Below are 13,282 nucleotides of genomic sequence, written 5' to 3'. Positions count from 1 at the left end.
GCTTTTTCCGGAAACCCCACACAGAAGATCCCGGCTCAATCAGGCTTTCGCCCTGTGGCCGGGATGACAGTTTCAAAGGAAACCCGCCGCGCCCCGCGCGTTCCGGCCGCAGGCGCTACGCCTTTGCCTTAGCCTGCCTCACCACAAACCAGAGCCAGACCAGCAGCAGCGGCGACCCCAGTTCGATATACATGCCCGAAAGCTGGGTCTCCGTGCCCGGCCCGACCACCATCTGGGACAGGTACCGCCCAATGCCGCCTACAAACAGCGCGGCGCAGATGATCGCGGCGGTGCGAAAATGCGTCTCGATCTTCGGTATGATGCTCCAGAGCAGCAGCGTGACCACCACATACATTCCTGAAAGATAGCGGAACTGATTGTCGACCGCCGCCGCAATGCTTCCGCCCGGATCAAGCCCGGCCGCGCCATTGGCCATCCCCATCACGGCAAAGGCCAGCGGTATCAGCGAGAAAAGTCCAAGTACGATCTGCAAGCCAAGTTTCATGTCCGTCCTCCCATTTGCGGGCCTTCAATCCCACAAGTTGACGGAGGCGTCACCTTTAATATTGTGACGTTTTGGAATGGGCGGCCGGCTTCAGGGATAAAGCCGCACCGTCGCCCAGCCGCCCTCTTCCTTCCGGTAAAAGCGCAGCCGGTCATGCATCCGGAACGCCTGGTCCTGCCAGAACTCGATTTCAGTAGGCGCCAGGCGAAACCCGCCCCAGTGCGGCGGGCGCGGAATGTCATTGTCGTCGCCATAGATTGACGAGATTTCTGCCACCCGCTGCTCGAAGACCGCCCGGTCCGCCAGCGGGCGGGACTGGTCGGACGCAATCGCGCTGATCCGGCTCTGGGCCGCGCGGCTGGCAAAATAGGCGTCGGCCTCAGCCGCGCTCACGGGAGTAACCCCGCCGCGCACCCGCACCTGCCGGCGCTGGCTCTTCCAGTGAAAGCAGAGCGCGGCGACCGGATGGCCCGCCAGCTGCACGCCCTTGACGCTCTCAAGGTTGGTGAAGAAGGTAAAACCCGTCTCATCCACGCCCTTCAGCAGCACGATCCGCACATCCGGCCGCCCTTCCGCGTCCACCGTCGCCAGCGACATCGCGTTGGAATCGTTGAGCTCGGAGGCGCGCGCCTGCGCCATCCAGTCCTGGAAGAGGCTGATCGGGTCACTGGCCTCCGGCACCAGAGGACGGTCGCCCTCGCCGGCATAGTCAGCCGCGCTCGGGGTTGGCGGAATTACGGAAGAACTCATGGGCACGCCCACCTTTTCGCGGTTTGTAAGGCTTCGTTTTTCATATAGGACGTGGCCCGCAGCCGCGAGAGGATAGCCTGTCACATGTCGCACAATACGTTCGGCCACCTGTTCCGCGTCACCACCTGGGGCGAAAGCCACGGGCCCGCGCTTGGCTGCGTGATCGATGGCTGCCCGCCCGGCCTGCCGCTGGACGCCCCGTTCATCCAGCAATTCCTCGACAAGCGCCGCCCCGGAACCTCCCGCTTCGTCACCCAGCGCCAGGAAGCCGACGAGGTGAAAATCCTCTCCGGCGTGTTCGAGGACGACCGCACCGATGGCCCGGTCACCACCGGCACGCCGATCTCGCTGATGATCGGGAATACCGACCAGCGTTCCAAAGATTACCGCGAGATCCGCGACCGCTACCGCCCCGGCCATGCCGACTATGCCTATGACCAGAAATACGGCGTGCGCGACTATCGCGGCGGCGGGCGCTCCTCGGCGCGCGAAACGGCTGCCCGCGTCGGCGCAGGCGCCGTCGCCCGGCGGATGCTCGGCGAAGACATCGTCCTGCGCGGCGCTGTTGTGCAGATTGGCCCGCACAGGATCGACCCGGAAAACTGGGACTGGGCGGAAACCCAGAACAACCCGTTCTGGTGCCCGGACGCGAAGATGGCCGCGCAGTGGGAAGACTATCTCGACAGCGTCCGCAAATCCGGCAGCTCGACCGGCGCCATTGTCGAGGTCCACGCCTCCGGCGTTCCCGCCGGCTGGGGCGCGCCTGTCTATGGCAAGCTCGACGCCGAACTTGCCGGCGCCATGATGAGCATCAATGCCGCCAAAGGCGTCGAAATCGGCGCAGGCTTTGCCGCCGCCGCGATGAGCGGCGAAGACAACGCCGACGAAATGCGGGCAGGCAATGGCGCGCCGCGATTTCTCGCCAACAACAATGGCGGCGTCGCGGGCGGCATTTCGACAGGCCAGGACGTGGTCGTGCGCATCGCGATCAAACCCACCTCTTCGATCCTCAATGAAGTCAAATCCATTACCCGTGATGGCAAGGAAGTCGACGTGCGCACAATTGGCCGGCACGACCCCTGCGTCGGCATTCGCGCAGTACCGGTTGCCGAGGCGATGATGGCCTGCGTTCTGGCAGACGCCAAGCTGCGCCATCGGGGCCAGACGGGGCGCTGACCCCTGAGACCATCTGCCCAAAGACAAAAACCCCCGGCGCGTTCTGCGCCGGGGGTTTTCGATTCAGTCTGGCAGGGGAAGCTTAGAAGCGCACCACTGCGCCAACCGAAAAGACGTCCGCATCAGAATCGTCGCCTTCAAATTTTGTAAAGTCGCCGCGGAAGCCGAAGCGTTCGGTGGCGAAGTATTTCGCGCCGACGCCGTAAGCGACACCGTCGAAATCACCCGATGCCGAACCGACGCCAGGCGCGCTGACGCTCAGTTCCGAGGTGGCATAGCCAACGCGGCCGAACATGTGGAACTTGTCGGAAACCGGAGCCCGCACGACGCCGAAAGCGCCGACGGAGTGGTCGAGTTCGACCGTACCCAGACCAACATCATCATCCTTGATACCAATGGATGCCTCACCCTCGACACCCAGATTGCGGGTGAAGAAGTAAGAGCCACGACCCGTGAGGGCACCAACATCGGCAGGACCGACATCAACGTTCGAATAGCCAACGCTCAATTCGGCATCGCCCTGAGCAAAAGCGGCCGGTACGGCCGTGAGGGCAATGGCGAGGGAAGCAAGTGCGATTTTCATTATATGCTATCTCCATAATCTGCGCCGAGCGCAGGGCGGAAATAGCAATGGAAACTCAGTGTGCCACCTTTCCTTGCAGTCATCTTGAAGCAAAGCAGGAGCGGTGTGTTTGAAAAACCACGCTAAATGACGGATACTTAATATTGGTGTCAGCTATGTGGCTTTCGCCAGCCGGTTACCTTCGTAAGAAAGGCAAGCCTGCCACACTCCTTAACAAATCCTGCCTGCGTCAATGCCCCGTCAAGGTCCCAACCGAGATAGTCCTTGTAGTAGGGCTCGTGGAAACCATGGGGGAAATATTCGAGCAGGCCGTCCAGCGCCGGCCGGTCAGCGAACTGCAGGCTGTCGGTGAGGATGAACAGGCCGCCGGGCTTCAGTGCACGGAAGACTTCCGAAAGAACCAGCGGACGGACACGCGCGGGGAGTTCGTGGAAGAGATAGATGGAAACGGCCATGTCGAAGCTTGCATTTTCCACAGGCATGGCTTCGGCCATGTCCTGAATGATATCGACAGACCGCCACTTGGCCAGCCGCGCCCGGGCCGCCTCGGTGTAGGAGGGGGAAAGGTCAAGTCCCGTGACCTTCAGCCTTGGCCAGACCTCCAGCACTTTCTCGAGGAACCGGCCATTGCCGCAGGCCACGTCCAGGAGGCTGACCTGCCGCTGGTCGCGGCCCTTCAGCTCCCGCGCGATCTCGGCAAGCGCAGCGCGGCGCATGGCGTCGGCTGTGCCTGAAAACAGCGCCTCGACCTGGGTGTCGTAAAGCTCGGCGCTCTCATCGGTGAACCAGCCGCCGGACTGGTAGTGGAAATTCTGGAGGTAATAGTCCGGATAGCGGTTGGCGTTGCGTTTGAGGAAGTCGCCCTCCTCCTCAAACTGCCGCTGGATTTCCGCGCCGTCCCGGGAGAGACGCCGACGGTCCACGTCCCGGACATCCTGCTGAAAGGCGCGGGCCGCTTTCAGCGTGCCGGGCAGTCGCGCGAGGGCGAGTTCACCGGGCGCCGGGTAAAGGCCAGCCTCGATATTGGCGCGGTCCTGCAGAAAGAGCTCGAAATAGGCGCGGCGAAGCTCGGCCATGTCAGGCCGCCCCCGGCTGGGCTCGAAGGCAGGTTCGCCGGGCCGGTTGAAACCTTCCGCGCGGCTGCGGGCAGCCTGCATCTGGGCTGTGTACCAGGCCGAGCGCAGGCCCTGGCCCGCCGCATAGCGGGCCCGTCCGGCAGTTTTCGCGGCTATCTTGCGCCATCCCATGGACTCAATATGTGCCTGCCTGCCCCGCCCGTCCAGCCGCCTTCTGGCCTTCAGGTCCTGTTCAGCTTGAACCGGTGAAACTAGGGTCAACACTGGCGGCCCATGGCCCCGAAACAGGAGTGCGGTGATGATGAAGATGGCCCTTCTTGCCTGCGGCGTAAGCCTGCTGGCGGTGTCCCTGCCGGGCGAGGCCCATGCCCAGTATGGCGGCGCCTACGGCTATGATCCCTATCCTGCGCCTGCCCGCAATGTGCAGTGCGAGCGGCAGAAATCCTCTGATGGCACCGGCGGGGCCATCCTCGGCGCGGTGGTTGGCGGCCTGATCGGCGGCGCCATCGGCAACAATATCGACAATGACCGCTATTATACCGAATATCGCCGCCGTGGCCCGCCGCGCTATTACAAGGAAAGCCGGTCAAACTCCGGCGAGGTGGCCGTTGGCGCAACACTTGGCGCACTCGTCGGCGGGCTGGCGGGCAGCGACATCGGCAAGAAATCGAGCGGGGACTGCCAGGTCGCCTATGCGCCGGTCAGCAATTATTCTTCGGTCCCCTATGGCTCTATCCCGCAATCGACACAGGGCCTCTATGGCGGGGCCGAAGTGATGCGCGGGGCGCCCAATTCCTATCCCCAGCCTGCCCCGCAGCCCTATCCGGCGTCGAGCTATCCCTCTTACCCGGCGCCTGCCCCGGCGCCGGCCTATCCCCCGTCTGGCGGATATCAGTATGGCGGCGGCCAGAGCGCTGCCGGCGGGGACTGCCGCGTCATCCACCGCGAAACGCGGATGCCCGACGGCCAGGTGATGCGAGATCCTGTCACGGCCTGCTGGAATAACGCCAGCCGCCAATGGCAGGTGCAGGATGGCTGGTCGCAGGATGAAGAGCTTTACGGCTACTGACGCCTGAAGCGGGCGGGCGTGCGGCATCAACGGATGTTGCCCACCGCGTGAAGCTGGGCTTCACTCCGGTCACCCAAGACCGGATCGGAGCCTTCTCATGCGCGTTTCCCTCTATTCTGCCGCTGGCATTGCCGGCATGATTCTGGCGGCGTGCGCCCCGGCTGCAGATGCCCCGGCACCTGCCCCTGAAACGCCGGTGGCGGCAGAAATCCAGGCGGGCGAAGAAGCCGCCAGGCCCGAAGATGAGACGGGCGGGGAAGCGGACGCCCAGGTGGACCGCGGAGAGATTGCCGGCTCGCTCGCGCTTCTGGAGGGCACGGTTTTCGTGCCTCCGGAAGGACGCGATGTGACGGCGGGCTTTGGCACATTTGCCGCCGGCACGCGCGCAGTGACGATCACCGGGGCGCAGGCGGCGTTTGCGCAGGCCGTTGAACTGCACACGCATCAAATGAGCGAAGACGGCAGGATGGCGATGCGCAAGGTGGACGCCTTTGCCGTGCCGGCCAATGAAGACCGCGTGCTGAAGCGTGGCGGCGACCATATGATGTTCTTCGGGGTGCAGCCGGGCAGCCTGACGCCGGGCGCCAGCGTGACGGTAACCGTCAGCATTCAGCACGAAGATGGCACGACCGGAGAGATCGACATGCCGTTCACCGTGGCAACGCTGGACTAGGTCCGGCGCCTCGCCAGAAACAGGTATTCCCGGTTTCCGTCCCCGCCCTCGATCGGGCTGGGGATGGGGGTGTCCGGCTGCCAGCCGCAGCTGGCGAGGAAGCCGGGGAACGCGCCAAGCGCGGTATCGATGGCGGCCTGATCGGTGACGATGCCGCCCTTGCCGACATTTTCCGGGCCAACTTCAAACTGGGGCTTGAAGAGGGCAACCAGGACGGCATCCGTCGCCGCCAGCGAGAGGGGCACCGGCAAGACCTTGTGCAGGGACACAAAGCTTAGATCACAGACGAGGATTCCGGGCGGTGACTTCAGCTGACCTGCCGAGAGGTCACGGGCGTTGAGGCCCTCGATCGCCGTGACCCGCGGGTCGGCGGCGATCCTGGGGTGGAGCTGGCCGTGGCCGACATCGATGGCGGTGACATGGGCCGCGCCGCGCTGAAGCAGAACATCGGTAAACCCGCCGGTCGAGGCGCCCAGATCGAGGCATGTCCTGCCCGTGACCTCTATGCCGAATGTATCAAGCGCGTGGGCGAGCTTCAGCCCACCGCGCGAGACATAGGGATGGGCAGCGGCCGCTTCGATGATCGTCGTGCGGGCGATGGTTTCGGAAGGCTTGCGGATGACCTGCCCGCCGGCACGGACATGGCCGGCTGCAATCGCGGCCTGCGCGGCCGAGCGCGTGTCAAACAGGCCGAGGGCAACGAGCATCCGGTCTGCGCGGTCTTTTTCTGGCAGGTCAGGGTCTGACATTTCCCAACCCTGCCCTATACTCAGCCCTAAATCGATAGGAGACCCTGCATGTTGAAAACTGTCGTGCCTGCTGTTTGCGCCCTTGGCCTGGCTGCCTGCGCCACCCCGGCCCATCCGGAAAATCACACGCCCGACATGCCGGAGGCGGCAAAGCCGGTGCCGGCCGAGGCGAGCGCGATTGCGCTTATCATCGGCGGGTCGGGCGCGCAGATCGGCCTGGCGCGACTGAAGCAGGGGCCACACGGCGTGCTGATGGAAGTGACGATTGACGAAGGCGGGCTGGCGCCGGGCTGGCACGGCCTGCACCTGCATGAGAAGGGCGACTGTTCGGATGTGGGCACGTTCACGCTTTCGGGCGGGCATCATGGCAAGGCCGAGGGCAAGCATGGCCTGATGAACCCGGTCGGCCCGGAAATGGGCGACCTTCCCAATATCTGGGCCGGGGCAGACGGGGCGGCAGGATATGAAGCCTTCACAGGCCTCTTCGAGCTTGCCCCGGCGCTGGAGGGCGACGGCATTGCGCTGGTGATCCATCAGAACCGGGATGACCACCTGACCCAACCCATCGGCGGGGCCGGGCCGCGTGTTGCTTGCGCAGTCATTGAAGCGGATGGAAGCTGAACGCGCGTTCGAGCCATCCGACCGGTGACCCTGATCTGCCAGCCATGAACCTGCCGGGGAGCAACCCATGATGCCGATGAACCGCCGCACGGCACTGGCCGGGGGAGCGGCTGTGGTACTGGCGGCCGCCTGTGGCCAGGGAGAGCCGAAGGACGCAGGCAGCTTTTCGGCGCCTGCCACGCCGCCTGCTTTCCGCGATGGCATGGCCATGGCAGCGGCGATTGCCGCGGGCGAGACAACCGCGCTGGCGCAGGTGGAAGCGGCCATCGCGCGTGCCCGGACGGTGGAAGGCCAGATCAACGGGATCGTGACCGAGACATTCGAGCTGGCACGCTCGGATGCGGGCGGGGTGCTGTCTGGACCGTTTGCCGGGGTGCCGAGCTTCATCAAGGACCTGATCGACTGGCGCGGCGCGCCGACACTCAAGGGAAGCCGCGGCCTGACGGGACACCGGGCGACAGCCGACAATGTCTTTGCCGCCAAATGGCGCAGCGCGGGCATCGTGTCGCTCGGCAAGTCCGCCACGCCGGAAGCGGGGCTGATCTCGTCCACCGAGCCGCTCTCGAATGGCCCGACGCGCAATCCCTGGGATATCAGCCGGATACCTGGGGGATCATCCGGCGGGGCGGCCGCGCTGGTGGCGGCCCGTGTGGTGCCTTTTGCGCATGCCAGCGACGGGGGCGGATCGATCCGGATTCCGGCCTCGACCTGCGGCGTCTTCGGGCTGAAGCCCTCGCGCGACCGGCTGCCCTACAGCGAGCCCGGCGCGATCCCGCCGCCACTGCAGATTTCCGTGAACCATGCCGTGACGATCAGTGTACGGGATTCCATCGCGCTGTTCCGTGCGGCGGAAACGCAGGCGAGCGGCTATCCAATGCTGGGCGAGGTACAGCCCCTGGCGCGGCGCCTGCGGATCGGCTTTGCGCCCGAGCCCATCGGCGGGACGCAGCTGCATCCCGAGACGCGCGCAGCGCTGGAGGATGTGGCCCAGCTCTGCCGGGATCTTGGCCACACGGTCATCGACTACACGATCCCGATGGACGGGCCGAAATTCACCGACGCGTTCATCACCTATTGGGCGGCCGGCGCGGCGGACTTTGCGCGCCAGGTCAGCGAATATTCCGGCAAGCCCATCAGCCCTGAGATCGTCGAGCCCTGGACGCTCGGCCTGGCCGGGCTTGCCTCAGAACGCATGGCAGACCTTCCCGGCATCGTCGGATACCTGCTCGCCTTCCAGGAGGAGTATCACGCCTTCTTCAGCGATCTGGACCTTCTCCTGACCCCGGTGACGGGCAGCCCGGCCGTGCCTGTTGGTGAACAGGGCCCGGATGGAGATTTCGACGCCGTGATGGACAGCGTGCTCAGCTTTGTGGCCTACACCTCACCGATGAACGTTGCCGGGGCAGCCTCCATGAGCGTTCCGCTGAGCTGGTCGCCGGCGGACCTTCCGATCGGGGCAATGTTCTCCGGCCGCCGGGGTGACGACGCCCTGCTGTTCGAGCTGGCGCTGGAACTGGAGGCCGCCCGCCCCTGGGTGGGTCGCAAGCCGCCTGTCACGGCGCTGTAATATTCGTAAGAATTAATCAAGCAGAACAAGCAATTAACCAAAGTGTTCCGGTCCTTTGCAGGGTGGAAAGAGGTCGCGTGCTAGAAATCTTTCAGCACCGATCCTGACTCTTGCGTCAGGATGACCTATTTTACCGCCTTCCTCCCAGGAAAGACCTCACACGTGAACCGTTCCGTACTGATCGCAGCAATCATTCTGGCGATCATCGTCGCCTATTTCGGTGTCCGCAGCGCCATGCGCGGCAGCATCAGCACGGAGCAGTCCGTTGCAGAGGCGTCCGCACGGCCCGATACGCCCCAGGCGCTGGTCGTGGAAGCGACAAGCCAGCTGCACATGGTCCACATTTCTGCAAAAGGCCAGACTGCACCGGATAAGTCCGTGACCCTCAAATCCGGCACGTCGGGCACGGTTGTTTCCACGCCGGTCCGCGAAGGGACATTCGTGAAGGCCGGGACGCTGCTTTGCGGGCTGGACGTTGAATCGCGCAGCGCACGCGTCCAGGAAGCCGAAGCCGCCCGGGACGCGGCACGGATCGACTTTGAAGCTGCAGTCACTCTGGCCGAGAAGGGCCTGACCCCTGCCAATCGCGAAGCATCGGCCAAGGCAAGCCTCGACGCCGCCGAAGCCGCCGTGACCGCGGCAAAGGTGGAGCTGGGACGCACGCAGATCCGGGCGCCGTTTGACGGCGTATTCGAGCGCAGGCTGGCCGAGGCGGGTGATTACCTTTCCCCCGGCGGCGCCTGCGGCCTTCTGGTGGACATGACGCCAGTGATCGTTGCCGCCGAAGTGACTGAAGCCCAGGCCGGTCTCATCAAGACGGGGATGACCGGCGAAGCCTTGCTCGCAGACGGGCGCAAATTCCCCGCCAAGCTGCGCTTTGTCGCGCGCACGGCCAATGAACAGACCCGGACCTTTCCGATGGAAGCAGAACTCGAAACCGGCGATGAGATTGTTGCGGCGGGCGTAACCGCCTCCCTGACCATTCCTGCCGGAGAGGTTCAGGCAACCCTTATCAAACCCTCCCTGCTGACCCTTTCCGACGGCGGACAACTCGGCGTGCGCCATGTGCTTGAGGACGACACAGTCACCTTCGCGCAGGTGAACGTGATCGACGAAACGCCTCAAGGCGCCTGGGTGACGGGTCTTCCTGAACGCATCCTGCTGATCTCGATGGGCCAGGACTATCTGAATGACGGCGTGAAGATCCAGCCGGTTCCGGCCGAGGGAGCCCGCTGATGACCGGCGTCATTGATTGGGCCATCGGCCGGGCCAGGATGATCCTTACCATCCTGGTCTGTGTGCTGATTGCCGGAACGATCACGTATATAAACATGCCCAAGGAAGCGGACCCGGACATTCCGATCCCCTTCGTGGCGATCACGGTTCCCCTGGCCGGCGTGACGCCGGAAGACGCCGAACGCCTGCTTGTCCGACCCATCGAACAGGAAATCCAGTCGCTCGAGGGCCTCAAGACCTTCAACTCCTACGGCACCGAAGGCGCCGCCCAGCTGGTGCTCGAATTCGAGATCGACGCCGATATCAATCAGGCCGTTCTGGACGTCAAAGACAAGGTGGACATGGCCAAGCGCTATTTCCCCGAAGACGCGCGCGAGCCGATTGTTACCGAATTCAACGCCGCGCAGTTCCCGGTTCTGGTCGTCAACCTTTATGGTGACGCGCCCGAGCGCGGCCTGGCCCGCATCGCCGAAAACCTGAAAGACCGGCTGGAAAGCAACGGCACCATCCTTGAGGCGCGCGTGCTCGGCAAACGGGAAGAGCTACTCGAGATCGTCGTCGATCCGGTGAAGCTGGAAACCTACAACATCTCCTATCAGGAAATCATGTCGGTGGTTTCGGCCAATAACCGGCTGGTCGCCGCCGGCTCCATCGAGACGGGCCAGGGCAGCTTCGCGGTCAAGGTGCCCGGCATCATCCGCACCGGCGCCGACGCGCTCGCACTGCCGGTCAAGCGCACCGAGAACGCCGTGATCACATTGGGCGACGTGGCCGAAGTGCGCCGAACGTTCAAGGACCCGACAAGCTTTGCGACCTTCAATGGCGAAAACGCCCTGCTGATCGAAGTGGTCAAGCGCAGCGGCGCCAACATTCTCGATACCGCCAATTTCGTGCGCGAAGCCATCGCCATCGAGCAGGAATCCTGGCCGCCGACGATTGAAGCCGTGGTCACTTCTGACACGTCCGAAATGATCGGCACGCAGCTCGGCCAGCTTCAGAGCTCGATCATGACGGCCATCGTGCTGGTGATGATCATCGTTGTGGCCGCGCTCGGTGTGCGGTCTGCCGCGCTTGTCGGCATTTCCATTCCCGCCACCTTCGTGATGGCATTCCTTTTCCTCGGCGCCTTTGGATACACCATCAACATGATGGTGATGTTCGGCCTCGTCATTGCCGTCGGTATTCTCGTTGATGGCGGCATCATCGTTACCGAATATGCCGATCGGAAGATGGCCGAAGGCCGGCCGCGCAAGGAAGCCTACGCCATGGCCGGCAAGCGCATGTTCTGGCCGGTTGTCAGCTCTGCGCTCACCACTCTTGCTGCATTCGTGCCGTTCCTCTTCTGGAACTCGATGCCCGGCAAGTTCATGGCCTACCTGCCGATCACATTGATCTTTGTTCTGACGGCATCGCTCATCTCCGCCCTGATCTTCCTTCCCGTTCTGGGTTCGGTGTTCGGTGCCCGTCCGGGCGGCACAGATGAAGACCTCGCTACCCTGGCGGCAGACTCAGACCCGCGCAAGGCCAAAGGATGGCTTGGCACTTATGTCGGCATCGTCAGCCAGACCATCAAACGCCCGCTGATCACCACAGGGATCGCGTTTGGCGCCGTTTTCCTGATCTTCACCTGGTTTGGATCCGAGCAGCACAAGTCTGAACTCTTCCTCGATATCGAACCGGAACAGGCCTATGTCTTCGTTCAGGCGCAAGGCGCCCTGTCGGCGGCGGAGCAATCGGCACTGGTCAAGCGCGCGGAAGCGGCAATCGCCGGCCTTGACGGTATCACAGCCCTTTCGACCCGTTCGGGCACCTCAAACGGCGGCGTCAACATGGATGCTTCTGGCGGCATGCCCGCCGACACGATCGGCCAGATCCTGATGGATCTCAAGACAACTGCCGATGGCCCCTATAATGGCCGCGAGACGCTCGAAGTCGTCCGTGAACGCCTCTCCAATGTGCCTGCCCTTCGCTTCCAGATCAGCGCGCGCGAGCAAGGCCCGCCCGGCGGCAAGGACATCCAGGTTGCCCTGCTCGGCTTCGACAATGGTGAACTTTATCAGGCAGCCGACTTGATCCGTGGCTGGCTGGAGGCGCGCAACGACGTGCGCGAGATCGACGATTCCCGGCCCTTGCCCGGCGTTGAATATCAGCTGACGGTAGACCGCGCGGAAGCCGGAAAGTTCGGCGTGGATGTTGCCCAGGTCGGCGCCGCCGTGCAGCTGGTCACCAACGGTATCCTCGTCGGCCGCTACCGGCCCGACGATTCCAATGACGAACTGGATATCCGCGTTCGCTTCCCGGAAGATGACCGCTCGGCTTCCGCCATTGACAGCCTTCGGATCACAACGCCGCAAGGCAATGTACCCCTGTCCCTCTTTGTGAACCGGGAACCTGCCCCGCGTGTCAGCACGATTGAGCGTCGCGACGGCAAACGCGTGGTCTCGGTACGTGCCAACGCTATGGAACAAGGCGCCGGCGCGGCTATCGTGGCCGAACTCAAGGAGTGGATTGCCCGGCAGGATATGCCCGCCGGCGTGGAAGTGCGCTTTGAAGGCGCGGACGAAGACACCGCCGAGGCAGCCGCCTTCTTCGGCGGGGCAGCCGCCGCGGCCCTCTTCATGATGGCGGTGATTCTGCTGTGGCAATACAACAATTTCTGGCAGGTCATCCTGACGCTGACGGCCGTGATCATCTCCACGGCAGGCGTTCTTGTCGGCATCAACCTTGTCCTGCCCTATGTCAGCATCTTGATGATCGGCACGGGTATCGTTGCGCTCGCGGGCATCGTCGTGAACAACAATATTGTTCTCATCGACACATATAACCGCCTCTTGTCTGATGGGCGCGCCCCGGAAGATGCCGCCCTGGCGACAGCGGCCCAGCGTATCCGCCCGATCCTCCTCACCACGGGAACAACCGTATGCGGGCTGTTGCCGATGGTGCTTCAGGCGACGGTGGTCTTCTCCCAAGGCGCGATCAATTTTGGCGGATCAACGTCCGAATGGTGGGTCCAGCTGGCCACGGCGGTTGTCTTCGGCCTCGCCTTTTCCACGCTCATGATCCTGCTCGTGACACCGACCTGGCTGCTGGTGCCTTACCGGATGAAGCGCCGCGCGCGGAAAGTTGCCGACTGGCTGAAGCCTTACATGCTCCAGCTCATCGGCTGGCTCCGCGCCCGCAAGGGCGGGGATCGCACGCCGCCGCCTTCGGGCAGCGTTGCAGCCAATGAGGACGGAAAGCCGGCCAGGGAAGTTCTTCCGGCCGCCGAATAGGCGCC

At 63.8% G+C, this 13,282-nt stretch carries 12 protein-coding genes; 7 read left to right on the top strand and 5 right to left on the bottom strand.

Going from position 1 to position 13,282, the window contains the following annotated elements:
- Window positions 1-115 precede the first annotated feature (115 nt).
- A complete protein-coding gene (locus tag KG722_RS08070) occupies window positions 116-505 on the bottom strand; it encodes a DUF4345 domain-containing protein (RefSeq protein WP_213271230.1) in 390 nt (129 codons plus the stop codon).
- Window positions 506-595: 90 nt separating this feature from the next.
- On the bottom strand, window positions 596-1,255 hold the full coding sequence (gene pdxH / locus KG722_RS08065; RefSeq protein ID WP_213271229.1) for a pyridoxamine 5'-phosphate oxidase: 660 nt from the start codon (window positions 1,253-1,255) through the stop codon (window positions 596-598).
- An 84-nt stretch (window positions 1,256-1,339) separates the two neighbouring features.
- Between pdxH and aroC the strand changes: the two genes are divergently transcribed.
- Entirely contained in the window at window positions 1,340-2,431 is a 1,092-nt protein-coding gene (gene aroC, locus KG722_RS08060) for a chorismate synthase (RefSeq protein WP_213271228.1), read from the top strand.
- Window positions 2,432-2,513: 82 nt separating this feature from the next.
- Here the strand turns inward: aroC and KG722_RS08055 are convergent, their stop codons facing one another.
- Window positions 2,514-3,014, bottom strand: coding sequence for a porin family protein (locus KG722_RS08055; RefSeq protein WP_213271227.1), 501 nt, complete (start codon window positions 3,012-3,014; stop codon window positions 2,514-2,516).
- A 149-nt stretch (window positions 3,015-3,163) separates the two neighbouring features.
- Window positions 3,164-4,261: a class I SAM-dependent methyltransferase gene (locus KG722_RS08050; protein WP_213271226.1), complete on the bottom strand. Its 1,098-nt coding sequence runs from the start codon at window positions 4,259-4,261 to the stop codon at window positions 3,164-3,166.
- Window positions 4,262-4,388: 127 nt separating this feature from the next.
- On the opposite strand from KG722_RS08050, the gene KG722_RS08045 reads away from it, so the two are divergent.
- Complete coding sequence (locus KG722_RS08045) at window positions 4,389-5,159, top strand: glycine zipper domain-containing protein (RefSeq protein WP_213271225.1); 771 nt, start codon at window positions 4,389-4,391, stop codon at window positions 5,157-5,159.
- A 97-nt stretch (window positions 5,160-5,256) separates the two neighbouring features.
- On the top strand, window positions 5,257-5,832 hold the full coding sequence (locus tag KG722_RS08040) for a copper chaperone PCu(A)C (protein WP_213271224.1): 576 nt from the start codon (window positions 5,257-5,259) through the stop codon (window positions 5,830-5,832).
- Here KG722_RS08040 and KG722_RS08035 read toward each other — a convergent pair.
- On the bottom strand, window positions 5,829-6,581 hold the full coding sequence (locus tag KG722_RS08035) for a TlyA family RNA methyltransferase (RefSeq protein ID WP_213271223.1): 753 nt from the start codon (window positions 6,579-6,581) through the stop codon (window positions 5,829-5,831). The two genes, KG722_RS08040 and KG722_RS08035, sit on opposite strands and share 4 nt — an antisense overlap.
- Before the next feature lie 48 nt (window positions 6,582-6,629).
- Between KG722_RS08035 and KG722_RS08030 the strand changes: the two genes are divergently transcribed.
- The 4 genes from KG722_RS08030 (at window position 6,630) to KG722_RS08015 (ending at window position 13,277) form a co-directional block, all read left to right on the top strand.
- The gene (locus KG722_RS08030) at window positions 6,630-7,202 is read left to right on the top strand and encodes a superoxide dismutase family protein (RefSeq protein ID WP_213271222.1); all 573 of its coding nucleotides are present in this window, start codon (window positions 6,630-6,632) and stop codon (window positions 7,200-7,202) included.
- 67 nt (window positions 7,203-7,269) lie between these two features.
- A complete protein-coding gene (locus tag KG722_RS08025; protein WP_213271221.1) occupies window positions 7,270-8,769 on the top strand; it encodes an amidase family protein in 1,500 nt (499 codons plus the stop codon).
- A 162-nt stretch (window positions 8,770-8,931) separates the two neighbouring features.
- Window positions 8,932-10,005 (top strand): efflux RND transporter periplasmic adaptor subunit, encoded by a 1,074-nt coding sequence (locus tag KG722_RS08020; RefSeq protein ID WP_213271220.1) that lies wholly within the window; start codon window positions 8,932-8,934, stop codon window positions 10,003-10,005.
- A complete protein-coding gene (locus KG722_RS08015; RefSeq protein ID WP_213271219.1) occupies window positions 10,005-13,277 on the top strand; it encodes an efflux RND transporter permease subunit in 3,273 nt (1,090 codons plus the stop codon). Before KG722_RS08020 ends, KG722_RS08015 begins: the two co-directional genes overlap by 1 nt.
- The last annotated feature ends 5 nt before the right edge of the window (window positions 13,278-13,282 follow it).

Source organism: Hyphomonas sp. (assembly GCF_018402285.1).
Lineage (GTDB): Bacteria > Pseudomonadota > Alphaproteobacteria > Caulobacterales > Hyphomonadaceae > Hyphomonas.
The sequence above is the reverse complement of the archived record's forward strand: the minus strand, read 5'-3'. Positions and strand labels throughout refer to the sequence as shown.

Coding starts and splice junctions, on each gene's coding strand:
- KG722_RS08070 (WP_213271230.1), bottom strand. CDS start 505: ATGAAACTTGGCTTGCAGATCGTACTTGGACTTTTCTCGCTGATACCG.
- pdxH (WP_213271229.1), bottom strand. CDS start 1,255: ATGAGTTCTTCCGTAATTCCGCCAACCCCGAGCGCGGCTGACTATGCC.
- aroC (WP_213271228.1), top strand. CDS start 1,340: ATGTCGCACAATACGTTCGGCCACCTGTTCCGCGTCACCACCTGGGGC.
- KG722_RS08055 (WP_213271227.1), bottom strand. CDS start 3,014: ATGAAAATCGCACTTGCTTCCCTCGCCATTGCCCTCACGGCCGTACCG.
- KG722_RS08050 (WP_213271226.1), bottom strand. CDS start 4,261: ATGGGATGGCGCAAGATAGCCGCGAAAACTGCCGGACGGGCCCGCTAT.
- KG722_RS08045 (WP_213271225.1), top strand. CDS start 4,389: ATGATGAAGATGGCCCTTCTTGCCTGCGGCGTAAGCCTGCTGGCGGTG.
- KG722_RS08040 (WP_213271224.1), top strand. CDS start 5,257: ATGCGCGTTTCCCTCTATTCTGCCGCTGGCATTGCCGGCATGATTCTG.
- KG722_RS08035 (WP_213271223.1), bottom strand. CDS start 6,581: ATGTCAGACCCTGACCTGCCAGAAAAAGACCGCGCAGACCGGATGCTC.
- KG722_RS08030 (WP_213271222.1), top strand. CDS start 6,630: ATGTTGAAAACTGTCGTGCCTGCTGTTTGCGCCCTTGGCCTGGCTGCC.
- KG722_RS08025 (WP_213271221.1), top strand. CDS start 7,270: ATGATGCCGATGAACCGCCGCACGGCACTGGCCGGGGGAGCGGCTGTG.
- KG722_RS08015 (WP_213271219.1), top strand. CDS start 10,005: ATGACCGGCGTCATTGATTGGGCCATCGGCCGGGCCAGGATGATCCTT.